The sequence below is a fragment of the Nocardia sp. NPDC005366 genome, assembly GCF_040606855.1.
Classification (GTDB): domain Bacteria; phylum Actinomycetota; class Actinomycetes; order Mycobacteriales; family Mycobacteriaceae; genus Nocardia.
This window is the reverse complement of sequence record NZ_JBEXFQ010000018.1, coordinates 110,826-124,008: the sequence shown is the minus strand read 5'-3', so window position 1 is coordinate 124,008 and position 13,183 is coordinate 110,826. Positions and strand designations below refer to the sequence as shown.

The following is a 13,183-nucleotide window of genomic DNA, read 5'->3' as shown; positions in this document are numbered from 1 at the left end:
ATTTCCGCCGATTCAGCGGGCGGCGATGGGTGCGCGGCACCGGAACGCACACCGACTCGGTATCCGGCCGTGTCCAACTGTCGACCCTCCGGGGGGACTCTGGATTATGTCGGGGGTGCGAAATCGGTGACGGGAAGGAGGGGGTATGAGTGCGTCGAAGCGTCATGTTCATATCGAATCCGACTACATTTCACTGGATTACACGGCCTCGGCCGAGCAGGCCCGCAATGTGGCCGATGAACTGGCCGAGGGATTTCCGGAATTCGAGGTGACCGTCGACGACGAGGTGAAGGAGGACGCGCCGCCACTGCCCTGCGCGCGTCTGTGGGAATGAGCGTGGACAGGGTCGTTCGGTGATCGACGCTTCCTGTGGCGCGCTGTGCGCCTAGGGTGGGAGCGGTCGGACGGCGCGATAGCGGTTGTGCCGTATATCGCGTCGAAAAGAGGGTGTCCGTTGTCCACGCCGGTAGATAACGAAGGGGCCGAGGGGCTTGCCTGGGTCACGATGGGTCTGGGATGGGATCCGGACACCGGTCGGTGGCTGGCGGGGGGAAGGCCGGATATCGATCTCAACGCGGCCGCGCTGTTGTTCGAGGGTGACGTGCTGATCGATGCGGTCTACCACGAACAACTCATGTCACAGGACGGCTCGGTGCGACTGCTCGCCGACAACGTCACCGGTGAGGGACCGGGCGACGACGAGGTGCTCACCGTCGATCTGACCAGGATCTCTCCGAACGCCACCACCGTCGTATTCCTCGTCACCTCCTATGCCGGGCAGTCGTTCGAGCAGATCGACAATGCCTTCTGCCGCTTCGTGGACGGCGTCAACGACGTCGAATTCGCCCGCTACATCCTGGACAACGGACCGGATCGCACCGGATTCGTGCCGGGAAAGCTGGTACGGACGACGCTGGGATGGCAGTATCAGCCGATCGGCGTGGCCATCGAGGCGAACCATCCGGTCGAGGCGATTCCCCAGCTCGCACCCTTCCTGCTGTAACCAACGCGGCAATACGCGTGGCAACGTCTGCGCATCACGCGCGGACGACCGATCGGGCTCTACTCGCCGGTGGGACGGGACCGCCGGTCGATGTCGGCGATGATAGCGGCCAAGGTGGCGAGGAGTGCGAGTCCGTCGGCGGCGGGCGTCTCGGCGGGCGCACTGTTGGCCCGAGCGTGAACCGAGCGGCGAGCGTCGGACGTCTCCGACCGCGAGTCGGTACACGCGCTCACCGCCACCGCGTCGGGCGATATCACCGGCGTCATACACGCCGCCGGTGTCTCGGCGAGCCAGGCGAGCGCGACCTCGCCCCACAGTGCGGATTTCACGCCGACGACAGGTCCAACCCGACCGGTCCGGCGGACACCTCGACCGCGCTCAGCGCGTCGGCGAGCACCGGGTCGAGGGCGGCGGCAAGGGCGATGAGAGATTCGACGAGCAGATCGACCAATTCGTCCCTGGTGATGGGTTCCTCGCGCAACCAGGTGAGGGTGGTTTCCTCCACGAAGGCGATCCACCCCCGCATCCCGAGCGTCAACCGGGGCTTGCGCTGCTGCTCGATCGGCGCGGGCACTTCGGCGAGGATGATTCCGATGATGACGTCGCGGGTCTGATCGACCAGCGGTTTCAGATCGGGGCTCACACTGGTCGGGCCGCGCAGCAGCGCCAGGTACGAGGCGCGGTTCTCGATGACGTAGTCGACATATCGCCCGATCGAATCGCGCAGCATTTCGGGTACCCCGAGGGCGGGATCCGGGGCGACCCGCTCGAGCAGCTCCGCGTTCGCCTGCGCCACCACGGCCAGCTGGAAATCCTGTTTCGTCGGGAAGTAGTGGAAGAGCAGGCCGCGCGAGATACCGGCCTGTTCGGCGATCTCGGTGATGGAGATGTCCTCGATGGCACGTTCGCCGAGCATCTTGACCCCGAGGGTTATCAGTTGCAGGCGGCGCTGGTCCGGGCTGAGCCGGACGCGCTTGGTCTCTCCCGCTTCTTTGGCCACGGCGACATCCTACTGAACGTGGTTCAATAGCTGTTGACTGACACTCAATATGACCGTAGTCTGGCTTATATGAGTCGCAAGGTTACAGACAAAGCTGTCGGCAACCAGCCCACCCGCCACGCCAAGACGATCATCATCGGCAGCGGGTTCGCGGGTCTCGGGATGGCGATCCGGCTCGGCCGAGAGGGCCGTAACGACTACCTCGTCCTCGAGCGCGGCGGCGATGTCGGCGGCACCTGGCGGGACAACACCTACCCCGGCGCCGCGTGCGACGTGCCCTCGCACCTGTACTCGTATTCCTTCGCGCTCAATCCGGACTGGTCGCGCTCGTTCTCCAGGCAGGGCGAGATCTACCAGTACATCCAGGATGTCGCCGCGCGCTACAACGTGCTCGACAAGCACATATTCGACTGCGACGTGACCGGCGTCCGCTGGAACAGCGATGCGGCGCGGTGGGAGATCAGTTCCTCCAAGGGCGATTTCACCGCCGAGACGGTGGTCTCCGCGGTCGGCGCGCTCTGCGAGCCCGCCCTCCCGGATATCAAGGGCATCAACGGTTTCGAAGGCGAGATCTTCCATTCCGCGCGCTGGAACCACGAGGCCGACCTGACCGGCAAACGCGTCGCCGTCATCGGCACGGGCGCGTCGGCCATCCAGATCGTGCCCACTATCGCACCGAAGGTCGCCCATCTCGACGTCTACCAGCGCACCGCGCCCTGGCTGCTGCCGCGCATGGATCGCCCGTACACGCTGCCGGAACGCCTTGCCTTCAAACATATTCCCGGCTTCCAACGCCTCTCGCGCGCCGCCATCTACGCCGCCCGCGAGACCCAGGTCGTCGGCCTCGCCAAAGTTCCCGCGCTCATGCGCGGTTTCGAACTCCTCGCGAAAGCCAAGCTGCGGTATGAGATTCGCGATCCCGAACTTCGCAGGAAGGTCACCCCGGACTTCCGGATCGGCTGCAAGCGCATGCTGATCTCGAACGAGTACTACCCGGCATTGGGCCGCCCGAATGTCGACGTCGTCACCGACGCCATCGCCGAGGTGCGCGCGAATTCGATTGTCACCAAGGACGGTACCGAACGCCCGATCGACGCGCTGATCGTGGCGACCGGCTTCCACGTCACCGACTCCCCTGCCTACGAAACCATCACCGGCAAGGACGGCCGCACCCTGAGTGAGGTGTTCGACGAGATCGGCCAGCAGGGATACAAGGGGTCGGCGATCGCGAACTTCCCCAATATGTTCTTCCTGCTCGGCCCCAATGTGGGCTTGGGCCACAGCTCGATGGTGTACATGATCGAATCGCAGATCAACTACATCGCCGATGCCCTGGCGACCGTCGACCGGATGGGTCTGCGCACCGTCGAGGTACGCGAGGACGCACAGGCCGACTACAACAGGGATTTGCAGGCGAAACTGGGCAAGAGTGTGTGGAACACCGGCGGCTGCGCCAGCTGGTACCTCGACAAACACGGCAACAACACCACGCTGTGGCCCGACTTCACCTTCGAATTCCGCAGGCTGACAAAGAAATTCGATATAGGCGCGTACCAGATGACGGCGGCCTCCAGAAACGATCAGAAAGTGGTGGCGGCACAGTGAGCAACGATGCCTATTTCACCGGCAAGGTTTGTGTGATCACCGGCGCGGGTTCGGGAATCGGCCGCGCGCTCGCGGAGAATCTCGCCAGACGTGGCGCCAAACTGGCGCTGTCCGATATCGATACCGACGGACTCGCCGAAACCGTGCGTCGCTGCGAAAAGCTCGGCGCGCAGGTGAAATCGGATCGGCTCAACGTGGCCGAGCGCGAGGCGGTGCTGCTCTACGCCGACGCGGTCGAGAAGCATTTCGGTGTCGTGCACCAGATCTACAACAACGCGGGTATCGCCTACCACGGCGAAGTGATCAAGTCCGAGTTCAAGGACATCGAACGGATCATGGACGTCGACTTCTGGGGAGTCGTCAACGGCACCAAGGCTTTCCTGCCGCTGCTCATGGAATCCGGAGCGGGCCACGTCGTCAATGTCTCCAGCCTGTTCGGCCTCATCGCCGTTCCGGGCCAGAGTGCCTACAACTCGGCCAAATTCGCGGTGCGCGGCTTCACCGAATCGCTGCGCCAGGAAATGCTGGTCGGCAAGCATCCGGTCCAGGTGACCTGCGTGCACCCCGGCGGCATCAAAACCGCCGTCGCCCGCAACGCCACCTACGCCGAGGGAATCGACGCCGAATCAGCGGCCTCGATGTTCGACGCCAAACTGGCGATCCACACCCCGGAGATGGCCGCGCAGACCATCACCGAAGGCGTGCGCAAGGGTCACGGTCGCGTGCTCATCGGCTGGGAGGCCAAGCTGCTCGATCTGTTCGTGCGGGTCACCGCATCGGGCTATCAGCGGATCGCCTCCGTCGTGAACCGGCCGTTCCTGCCGTAAACCGATGCGCGACTTCGATATCCCACTTCCCATCGCGCGGGCGCTGCTGAACCCCGTCTTCCGCGTCATCCTCAACAATCGGCTGCCATGGCGGGCGCAGCGCGTCCTCATGGACGTGATGTCGCGCGCCCAACTGGTGCCAGGCGATACCGTCGTACACCGGCTGCGGTTGGCGGGCAGGCGGGCCGAGCGCCTCACGGCGGCCGGCTCCGCTGACGGGAGATCCGGGCCGAGCGCCGCGACCGCGGACGCGATCCTGTATCTGCACGGCGGCGGATTCGCGGTCGGCTCGATGACCACACACCGGTCGCTCGCGGCCCGACTGGCGCACGGCACCGGCCGCCCGGTGTACGTACTCGACTACCGGCTGGCGCCGGAGCATCCCTTCCCCGCCGGGCTGGAAGACGCCCAGGCGGCCTTCCTCGAACTGGTCCGCGAACTGGGGCATCTCCCGGAGCGGATCGCGATCGCTGGAGATTCCGCGGGCGGCGGCCTCGCGCTGGCCACCGCGCAGCGGCTGATCGCCGACCACGGACTCACTCCCGCCGCGCTCGGCCTCATCGCCCCGTGGACCGACCCGAACCTGATCCCCGAACGCGAACGCGATCTCGTCATCAACCGGCGCTGGTCACGTTCCTGCGCCGCGGCCTACCTCGGCGACGGCGACGGCGACGACCCCGGATACGCGCCACTGCGCGGCGAACTGTCCGGCCTGCCGCCGACCTACCTCCAGGTCGACGAGAGCGAATTGCTATACGGCCAATGCGTGGACCTGGCCGCCGCGCTGCGCGAGGCCGGCGTCGACCTCCGATTCACCGAGACTCGCGGGCTGTGGCATGTGGCGCAGTTGCAGGCCGCGCTGATCGGACCCGCGGCGGACGCCGTCCGCGAATTGTCCGATTTCCTGCGCGAACCGTCACAGCCGGTGTTCGTGCGGGATCTAGGATGAGCAAGCACCCATACCCACCGGCCGATGGCTCCGCCCAGAACACGGTTTCGGACGAATTTCCGGTGGTCGGCGTAACGACACTCTTGTACGTGTCGTAGATTACTGGCGAGTAAACCACGTGGAAGGGCAGTGATGCGCGAGTTCGAAGTTCCGGCTTCCTACACCATCCCGGAAGACGCGAACAATTCCGACAACGTCTTCCGGCACGCCGAACAGACGCCCGATGCGGTGCTGTTCAACCTGTCGGACGGCAATGACGGCTGGCGGAATGTGACGGCCGCGGAATTCGCGAAAACCGTCACCGGTGTCGCCAAGGGACTGATCGCCGCGGGTATCGAACTCGGCGATCGCGTCGCCATCATGGCCCCCACCCGGTACGAATGGGTCGTCATCGACTTCGCCGTATGGGCAGCGGGCGGCTGCACCGTCGCCATCTACGACAGCTCCGCCGCCGAGCAGGCCAAGTGGATCCTGCAGGATTCCGCCACCAAACTGCTTGTACTCGACAACGACAAGCACCGCGCCACCATCGATGAGATCGAGGCGGGCGCGCTGCCCGATCTGAAGGAGATCCTGCAGATCGACAAGGGCGCGGTCGACGAGCTGATCGCGCGCGGCGCCGATTTGGACGATCAGGTCGTGCACGACCGGCGCAAGCAGGTCAACGCGGCCTCGCCCGCGACCCTGATCTACACCTCCGGCACCACCGGCCGCCCCAAGGGCGTGATGCTCTCGCACGCCAACCTGTGGGCGGAATCGAAATCCGACCGGCTCGCGCTGCGCAAGTACATCCAAGAGGGCAAGAAGACCCTGATGTTCCTGCCGCTGGCGCACGTTTTCGCGCGCGCGGTGACGCTGACCTCGTTCGACGCCAAGGTGATCGTCGCGTTCACCTCCGACTGGACCACCCTGGTCGACCAGTTCAGCAGCTACCATCCGCATTTCATCCTCGCCGTGCCGCGCGTCTTCGAGAAGGTGTTCAACAGCGCCAAGCAGAAGGCGCACGACGGCGGTAAAGGCAAGATCTTCGACGCCGCCGCCGATACCGCCATCGCGTGGAGCGAGTCACTCGACAGCGGCGGCCCCGGCCTGGCGCTCAAGCTCAAGCACGCCCTGTTCGACAAACTGGTGTACAGCAAACTGCGGGTCGCGCTCGGCGGCCACTGCGAGGCGGCCGTCTCCGGCGGCGGTCCGCTCGGCGCGCGGCTCGGTCACTTCTTCCGCGGCGCCGGCGTCACCATCTACGAGGGCTACGGCCTGACCGAATCCACCGCGGCCGTCACGGTCAACACCCCCGAGAATCTGCGGGTCGGCAGCGTCGGGCAGCCGATCGAGGGTCATGCGGTCAAGATCGCCGAGGACGGCGAGCTGCTGCTGCGCGGTTCGGTCGTCTTCGACGGTTACTGGGGCAATGCCGAGGCCACCGAGGAGGCCTTCGCCGACGGCTGGTTCAAGACCGGCGATCTCGGCGCCATCGACGCCGACGGCTTCGTCACCATCACCGGCCGCAAGAAGGAAATCATCGTCACCGCGGGCGGCAAGAACGTCTCTCCCGCGCTGTTGGAGGATTCGCTGCGGGCCCACCCGCTGATCAGCCAGGTCATGGTGGTGGGCGACGGCCAGCCGTTCGTCGGCGCGCTGATCACCCTCGATCCCGAGGCGCTGCCGGGTTGGAAGGAACGCAACGGCGTCTCCGCCGACACCCCGATCGAGCAGCTGATCGAGAACAAGGCCCTCGTCGCCGAAGTCGAGGCGGCAGTCGCCGATACCAACAAGAAGGTCTCGCACGCCGAGGCCATCAAGAAGATCAAGATCCTCGACGTCGACTGGACCCAGGAGACCGGCGAGCTCACCCCGAAGATGTCGCTCAAGCGCGCCGTCGTGATGAAGCAGTACGCCTCCGAGGTGGACAAGATCTACAGCTGATCCTCCCCCGGCGCGAACGGCGTCGTCCGCGATACGAATTCGCGGGCGGCGCCGTTCGCGTTCCACCCGCCCGAACGTCAGAAAATGGTCACAATGGCGGCGTGCGGGCGGCAGTAGGCTCGACGCATGGCGCGACCGGGGTTTCGGATGGCGGCCGGGGTCGTCTCGGCCGGTCTCGCGCTCGGCGTCGCCGAGATACTCGCGGCCTTCGTCGGCGCCGAGACCGCGCCGTCGCAGGTACTGGGGTCGACGGTGGTCGACCACACGCCGGACGGGTTGCGCGAGTGGGCGATCCAGACTTTCGGCACCCATGACAAATCGGTGCTCTATCTGTGTATGACGGTCGTGGCGGTACTGCTGGCCGCATTCGTCGGTGCGGTCGAACGTACCGACAGGGCACTCGGTTCGTCGCTGCTGGCACTGTTCGGCCTGGTCGCCGCGGGTGTCGCGGTCGAACGCCACGGCATCTCCGGCGCGTTTGCCACCGTCGTCGGTGTCGTCGCTGGGATATACGCGCTGCGCGTACTCACCCGCCGCATCGACGCCACCGATATCGCGACGACCGACGGCGAAGCCGCGCGGGTCCCGGACGGTGCGAACGCGGTGCGGCGGCGAGAGGTGTTGCGGGGAGTCGCCGTCACCGGTGGGCTCGCGCTGGTCGCCGGCCTCGGCGGTCGATGGATCGGCGCGCAGCGGGCCGATGTCTCGGGCGAACGGGCGGCGGTGCGACTACCGGAACCGAGTGGTCCGCCGGTTTCCCTTGCCCCGGAAGCGGATCTACGCGTTCCGGGACTGACTCCGTACCTCACCGGCAACGCGGATTTCTATCGGATCGATACCGCGCTCATCACGCCGCAGGTATCGGTGCAGGACTGGTCGTTGCGCATCCACGGCATGGTGGATCGCGAAATCGTCATCCGCTGGGACGATCTCGCGAATCGCCAAGCGGTGGAACGACCGGTGACGCTGGCGTGCGTGTCCAACCCGGTGGGCGGAGATCTGATCGGCAACGCGCTGTGGCGCGGCTACCGGATCGATGAACTGCTCGCCGAGGCGGGACCGCATCCCGACGCCGATATGGTGCTCTCACACAGCAAGGACGGCTGGACTGCTGGCAGCCCGCTGGCCGCCCTCACCGACGGTCGCGACGCCCTGCTCGCCGTCGGCATGAACGGCGAACCGCTGCCGGTATCGCACGGCTATCCGGCGCGACTGGTGGTGCCTGGGCTGTACGGCTACGTCTCGGCCACCAAGTGGGTGACCGAACTGGAGGTCACCCGGTTCGACCGCGCCACCGCCTACTGGACCAGGCGCGGCTGGTCCGCGTACGGCCCGATCAAGACCGGCACCCGCATCGACACTCCGCGCGGCCGTGCCTCGGTGTCGAAGGGCGTCGTCGCGATCGCGGGTGTCGCGTGGGCCCAGCATCGCGGTATCAGCGCCGTCGAGGTCCAGATCGATGACGGCCCGTGGCAACCCGCCCGGCTGTCCGCCGAACAGTCCATCGACACCTGGCGACAGTGGGTCTACGACTGGAACGCCACCCCCGGCAGACACACCGTCTCCGCGCGCGCCACCGACGGCACCGGGGCGGTCCAGACCGCCGAACGCGGCGGTGTGCTGCCCGACGGAGCCACCGGTCACCCATCGGTCACCTTCACCGTCGGATGAGCGCGGATAACCGCTTGGACCACACCGCGATCGACGCGGGTTCGCGAGCCGGGATCTAGGATCGAGCACGGAATCCGTCGCCCACCCGAGGAGCGCAGCATGTCCGCCGTATCCGACTGGGCCAGGGAAGAGAACCTGCAACCCGAACCCATCACGGTCGAACTCTGGCGCGAGCTTCCGGAAGAGTTCTGCCGTCTGGTCGAAGTCGTCAACGGCGAAGCGGTGCGCGCGGAATCGCCGACACGTCCGCACCAGACGGCGGCACGCCGCCTCGCGGATATGTTCGATACCGCGATCACGGCGCACCTGCGTCGGTCCCCCGACGATTGCCTAGATGTGAATACGGACTTCGATGTGCTGCTGTGGGAGGCGCCCCGCACGACCATCCGGCGTTCCGATATCGGGGTATTCGACTGTGCGCCATCGGATCTGCGGCCGCTGCCCGCCCATATGATGAAATTGGTCGTCGAGATCGTGTCGCCGGGGACCAGCCGGGTCGATCTGGTGGAGAAGAAAGCCGAATACGCGGTCGCGGGAATTCCGTGGTACTGGATCGTCTGGGTCGTCGATGACGAGGTGTCGTCCATCGAGGTCCACGTGCTCGATCACACGCTCGGGCAGTACCGACCGCACGTCGAGTTGACGCCGATGGCGGGCCCGGCGAGTGTCTGGTCACCGATTGGCATGACGGTGGACTGGAGCAGGCTCGCCGGGCTCACCCGTTGACGTGATTCAGCCGGCCAGGGTGTCGGCCTTCGCGGGTTCGTCCGCGGGTCCGGCCGCCTCGCCACGGGTGTGGCTGACGAACAGGGCCGAGGCCACGATGCCGATGACGAGGACGCACGCGGGCAGCAACATGGATTCGGCGAGTGCCGAACTGAAGGCGTCCTTGACGTGCGCCGGGACCGCGCCCGCACCGCCCTCGGTGACCTTGCCGCCGCCCAGCCCGTTGGCGCTCATCCGGGAGGCGATGAGGGCGCTGATCGCGGCGCTGCCGAGTACCGAACCCACCTGGCGCGTGGTGTTGTAGATACCGGCCCCCGCACCGGCCAATCGCATCGGCAGATTGTGCGTGGCTGTGGAGGCGAGCGGGGCCCAGATACAGGAATTCGCGAATCCGGCCAGCGCCGCGGCGACGAGGAACAGGACGATCGAGGAATCCGGCGTCATCAGGCCCGCGAACCAGAAGACCGCCGCGGCGAAGAGGGTGAAGCCGATCGTGGGTACGAGCCGTGGCTGCAGTCGATCGGCGAATTTGCCGATGAACGGCGCGAATACACCGGTGACGATCGCCATCGGCGCGAAGACTAGAGCGGATTTCGTCGGCGACATCTCCCGCACCGCCTGCAGGTAGAAATACGCCGGCACCATCAGCGCGGTGACGGCCGCGCCCATTGTCGCGATAGCGAGACTCGACAGGGCGAAATTGCGGTCCTTGAACAGGACGAGCGGAAGCAGCGGCTCACCGCGGTTGCGTGCCTGATTCCAGATGAACGCCGCGAGCACGAGTACGCCCGCGCCGATCATCAGCCAGATGCGCGGCGACCAGTCGTAGGTATTGCCCTCCTGAATGCCGAAGACCAGCAGGAACAGGCCGACGCCGCTGAGCACGATGCCAGGCACGTCGAATTTGTGATCGCTCGTCGTCAGCGACGGCACCAGCCACACCGCCAGCGCGAAGGCGATGACGCCCACCGGGACGTTGACGAAGAAGATCCATTCCCAGCCGAGACCGTCGACGAGCACACCGCCCAGAATCGGGCCGACCAGGGTGGCCAGACCCGCGACGCCGCCCCACAGGCCCATCGCCGCGCCGCGCCGGTCCGGCGGGAAGGTCCTGGTGATCACCGCCATGGTCTGCGGGGTCATCAGCGCCGCGCCGAGACCCTGCACGGCGCGCGCGGCGATCAGCATGCCGATGGTGCCGGACAGACCGCACCACAGCGAGGCGCCGGTGAAGACGGCCAGGCCGACGAGGTAGACGTTCTTGGGGCCGAAGCGATCGCCGAGCCTGCCGGTGACCAGCAGCGGCACCGCGTAGGTCAGCAGGTAGGCGCTGGTCACCCAGATCACCGAGGAGACATCGGCCCCCAGATCTCTCATGATCGCCGGGTTCGCGACCGCGACGATGGTCATATCGAGCAGAATCATGAAGAAACCGACGACTAGCGCCATCAGCGCGAGCCACGGATTACGTTGGGCGGTCATAGGTTTCGTTCCAATCTCGGAAATACTGGAGGTCTGTGGTCGGGCGGATCCCGTGCGGCGCACCGGATTCCTTCGACAGGTCAGGGAGGCGGGCTGTACGAGGCAGCGGCGCGGCGCGGCTGCGGCGGGCGCTGGGCATGCTGACCGTCGGCCCACGGGTGTTCCGGCTCCGCGATCCGGTCGCCGGTAGCCGGATCGAACTGTTCCCATTCCAGCGCGCCGCTGTCGAGTTCGGCCAGGAATCCGTCGATCCACGCGATCTCGGCGCCGACCGTGGCGCGTAGGTAGGGCAGCACGATCCAATAGCGGCGCGGTATCAGGTGCTCGGTGGCCCACGCCGTCATGCGGTCGAAATCCTCGATATCGGCGCGCAGGTGCCGCAGCCGTTCCTGGAGCAGGGCGACGACATCGGCGGCGGGCAGGTTGTGCGCCTCCGCCAGGGCGAGTGGGAACAGCGGATATTCGGCGTGCGGAAACCGGATGACCTCGGCGATCTTGTTCCGCAGTGCCGCCGCACCGTGTTCGGTGATGCGGTAGGTGGTGCGCTCGGGGCGGTTACCCGCCCGGTCGACGCCCTCGGCGCACACGAGTTGCTGGTCGGCCAGCCGCGCGACCGTGTGGTAGAGCGATCCCGGCCTGACCTTGACGAGAAGATCTTCCCCGCGACTGATCAGCAACTGGTACATCTCGTACGGATGCATGGGTCGCTCAGCGAGCAGCGCCAGGACCGCGACCGCCAGCGCGGTCACCGCGGGGCGCGACTGCTGTCCCATTCCGTTCCCTCTCGATCGTGCCGCGTCGAGGGCAGGCCCCGAATCCGCGTGGCCGAATCCGCGTGCTGCTCCCGCGAATCGACATAGTCGGTATCAAATACTCCAGCTGGAATATACGGCTCGGGACATTACTCCGACAAGAGGCCGATGATCGTGCCGGGGCGACAACCCCGTCGAGGCACGTGGGGCCGCTGGGCGTGGAGACGCGCGGGGCGGGGGCGCGCGGGCGCAGGCGCGGGGTGATCCGGTTACAGGGCGTGCGCGTCCAGCCAGTCGCGCGCGACATCGGCGGGCGAGGTTCCGCCACGGACCCGCAGGATCATGTCCACCAACTCCTCGGTGGTCAACTCGCCCGCGACGTAGTTCAGCTTCTTGATGCGCCGATCATCGAGCATCCCTTTACGGAAGACCGGCAGCACATTCTCGGCGGGCAGCGCGTAATCCTCGTCGGTGAGCACCGCGAGACCTTCGGCCGTCGCCCGCGTCAGCGCGAGCGGCCCGGACAGGACCCCGATCGGTAAAGCACCGTCCAGCAGGGCGGTCCGCAGCGCGGTGGCATCGGGCAGGGCCCGCGTCGCGGCGAATTCGCATCCGGCGACCGTCGTCGGCGCGGACGGCGACCGCAGGATATCCGGGGTGGGCGCCAGCGCGGCTTCCCACTGCGGGCAGCGCGGGCCCAGTTCGGAGACCGATCGCAGATCCTCGCGGTCGGCGATCTCGGCGGGCAGCAGCACCCGTGGCCGCAGATCGGTTCCCTCGGCCGGATCGGCGACGACGATTCCCTCGGGCAGCGCGCGGTTCAGCGCCTCGGTCACCTGCTGCGGGGTTCGCGCGCTTGAGCCGGAATCCAAATACGACAGCAGTTCACCGCTGTGCTCGCCGACCAGCGCCACCCGGCCCGCGTCGAGCGCGGCGAGATAGTCGGCCCGTTGCCCGAGCCGCGACGACACCGACACGGGTAACCCGGTGCGCGCGAGCGCGCCCGCGTAGATCTCGGCCAGCACCCCGGATTCCACCGAATCACCCGCGCCGATCACGAATACCGGAGTCGCGTCTTCGGTTCCACAGGAGACGGCCGCGACAGCGGCCGTGACCACCAGCAACCGTGCCAGCATCCGCTTCGACGCGGCCAGCAACATCCGGCGACACCAACTCTCCGAAGTCGACCGAGCCGACACAAAGGCTCAGCAGCGGGCAGTATGGACAACCAGAATGTACCGG

General features: G+C 66.6%; 13 protein-coding genes. 8 read left to right on the top strand and 5 right to left on the bottom strand.

Features of this window, described 5'->3' with window-relative positions:
- The first annotated feature begins 145 nt into the window (after nucleotides 1–145).
- Nucleotides 146–334 (top strand): hypothetical protein, encoded by a 189-nt coding sequence (locus ABZS43_RS21480; RefSeq protein WP_355037684.1) that lies wholly within the window; start codon nucleotides 146–148, stop codon nucleotides 332–334.
- A gap of 120 nt (nucleotides 335–454) precedes the next feature.
- Nucleotides 455–1,003, top strand: a complete 549-nt coding sequence (locus ABZS43_RS21475; protein ID WP_355037683.1) for a TerD family protein — start codon at nucleotides 455–457, stop codon at nucleotides 1,001–1,003.
- Nucleotides 1,004–1,062: 59 nt separating this feature from the next.
- On the opposite strand, the gene ABZS43_RS21470 is transcribed toward ABZS43_RS21475, so the two are convergent.
- Nucleotides 1,063–1,332 (bottom strand): hypothetical protein, encoded by a 270-nt coding sequence (locus tag ABZS43_RS21470; RefSeq protein ID WP_355037682.1) that lies wholly within the window; start codon nucleotides 1,330–1,332, stop codon nucleotides 1,063–1,065.
- The gene (locus ABZS43_RS21465; RefSeq protein ID WP_355037681.1) at nucleotides 1,329–2,003 is read right to left on the bottom strand and encodes a TetR/AcrR family transcriptional regulator; all 675 of its coding nucleotides are present in this window, start codon (nucleotides 2,001–2,003) and stop codon (nucleotides 1,329–1,331) included. Before ABZS43_RS21465 ends, ABZS43_RS21470 begins: the two co-directional genes overlap by 4 nt.
- 69 nt (nucleotides 2,004–2,072) lie before the next feature.
- Here ABZS43_RS21465 and ABZS43_RS21460 point away from each other — a divergent pair, with 69 nt between their 5' ends.
- From ABZS43_RS21460 to ABZS43_RS21435, 6 genes are all read left to right on the top strand, one after another.
- Nucleotides 2,073–3,608 (top strand): NAD(P)/FAD-dependent oxidoreductase, encoded by a 1,536-nt coding sequence (locus ABZS43_RS21460; protein WP_355037680.1) that lies wholly within the window; start codon nucleotides 2,073–2,075, stop codon nucleotides 3,606–3,608.
- The gene (locus tag ABZS43_RS21455; protein ID WP_355037679.1) at nucleotides 3,605–4,435 is read left to right on the top strand and encodes an SDR family NAD(P)-dependent oxidoreductase; all 831 of its coding nucleotides are present in this window, start codon (nucleotides 3,605–3,607) and stop codon (nucleotides 4,433–4,435) included. Before ABZS43_RS21460 ends, ABZS43_RS21455 begins: the two co-directional genes overlap by 4 nt.
- A 4-nt stretch (nucleotides 4,436–4,439) precedes the next feature.
- Nucleotides 4,440–5,384, top strand: coding sequence for an alpha/beta hydrolase (locus ABZS43_RS21450; RefSeq protein WP_355037678.1), 945 nt, complete (start codon nucleotides 4,440–4,442; stop codon nucleotides 5,382–5,384).
- Nucleotides 5,385–5,516: 132 nt separating this feature from the next.
- The gene (locus ABZS43_RS21445; RefSeq protein WP_355037677.1) at nucleotides 5,517–7,310 is read left to right on the top strand and encodes a long-chain fatty acid--CoA ligase; all 1,794 of its coding nucleotides are present in this window, start codon (nucleotides 5,517–5,519) and stop codon (nucleotides 7,308–7,310) included.
- 126 nt (nucleotides 7,311–7,436) lie between these two features.
- Nucleotides 7,437–8,981: a molybdopterin-dependent oxidoreductase gene (locus ABZS43_RS21440; RefSeq protein WP_355037676.1), complete on the top strand. Its 1,545-nt coding sequence runs from the start codon at nucleotides 7,437–7,439 to the stop codon at nucleotides 8,979–8,981.
- Nucleotides 8,982–9,080: 99 nt separating this feature from the next.
- Nucleotides 9,081–9,707 carry a Uma2 family endonuclease gene (locus ABZS43_RS21435; protein WP_355037675.1) on the top strand — a complete coding sequence of 209 codons (627 nt, stop codon included), beginning with the start codon at nucleotides 9,081–9,083 and terminating at the stop codon, nucleotides 9,705–9,707.
- Between the two features lie 6 nt (nucleotides 9,708–9,713).
- Here ABZS43_RS21435 and ABZS43_RS21430 read toward each other — a convergent pair whose 3' ends face one another.
- The 3 genes from ABZS43_RS21430 to ABZS43_RS21420 form a co-directional block, all read right to left on the bottom strand.
- Nucleotides 9,714–11,189: a DHA2 family efflux MFS transporter permease subunit gene (locus ABZS43_RS21430; protein ID WP_355037674.1), complete on the bottom strand. Its 1,476-nt coding sequence runs from the start codon at nucleotides 11,187–11,189 to the stop codon at nucleotides 9,714–9,716.
- Between the two features lie 80 nt (nucleotides 11,190–11,269).
- A complete protein-coding gene (locus tag ABZS43_RS21425; RefSeq protein ID WP_355037673.1) occupies nucleotides 11,270–11,962 on the bottom strand; it encodes a PadR family transcriptional regulator in 693 nt (230 codons plus the stop codon).
- 248 nt (nucleotides 11,963–12,210) lie between these two features.
- On the bottom strand, nucleotides 12,211–13,101 hold the full coding sequence (locus ABZS43_RS21420) for a glycine betaine ABC transporter substrate-binding protein (protein WP_355037672.1): 891 nt from the start codon (nucleotides 13,099–13,101) through the stop codon (nucleotides 12,211–12,213).
- Nucleotides 13,102–13,183: the final 82 nt, after the last annotated feature.

Excerpts from the sequence above, each read along its gene's own strand:
- ABZS43_RS21480 (WP_355037684.1), top strand. The coding sequence starts at position 146 with ATGAGTGCGTCGAAGCGTCATGTTCATATCGAATCCGACTACATTTCA.
- ABZS43_RS21460 (WP_355037680.1), top strand. The coding sequence starts at position 2,073 with ATGAGTCGCAAGGTTACAGACAAAGCTGTCGGCAACCAGCCCACCCGC.
- ABZS43_RS21450 (WP_355037678.1), top strand. The coding sequence starts at position 4,440 with ATGCGCGACTTCGATATCCCACTTCCCATCGCGCGGGCGCTGCTGAAC.
- ABZS43_RS21445 (WP_355037677.1), top strand. The coding sequence starts at position 5,517 with ATGCGCGAGTTCGAAGTTCCGGCTTCCTACACCATCCCGGAAGACGCG.
- ABZS43_RS21440 (WP_355037676.1), top strand. The coding sequence starts at position 7,437 with ATGGCGCGACCGGGGTTTCGGATGGCGGCCGGGGTCGTCTCGGCCGGT.
- ABZS43_RS21435 (WP_355037675.1), top strand. The coding sequence starts at position 9,081 with ATGTCCGCCGTATCCGACTGGGCCAGGGAAGAGAACCTGCAACCCGAA.
- ABZS43_RS21430 (WP_355037674.1), bottom strand. The coding sequence starts at position 11,189 with ATGACCGCCCAACGTAATCCGTGGCTCGCGCTGATGGCGCTAGTCGTC.
- ABZS43_RS21425 (WP_355037673.1), bottom strand. The coding sequence starts at position 11,962 with ATGGGACAGCAGTCGCGCCCCGCGGTGACCGCGCTGGCGGTCGCGGTC.
- ABZS43_RS21420 (WP_355037672.1), bottom strand. The coding sequence starts at position 13,101 with ATGTTGCTGGCCGCGTCGAAGCGGATGCTGGCACGGTTGCTGGTGGTC.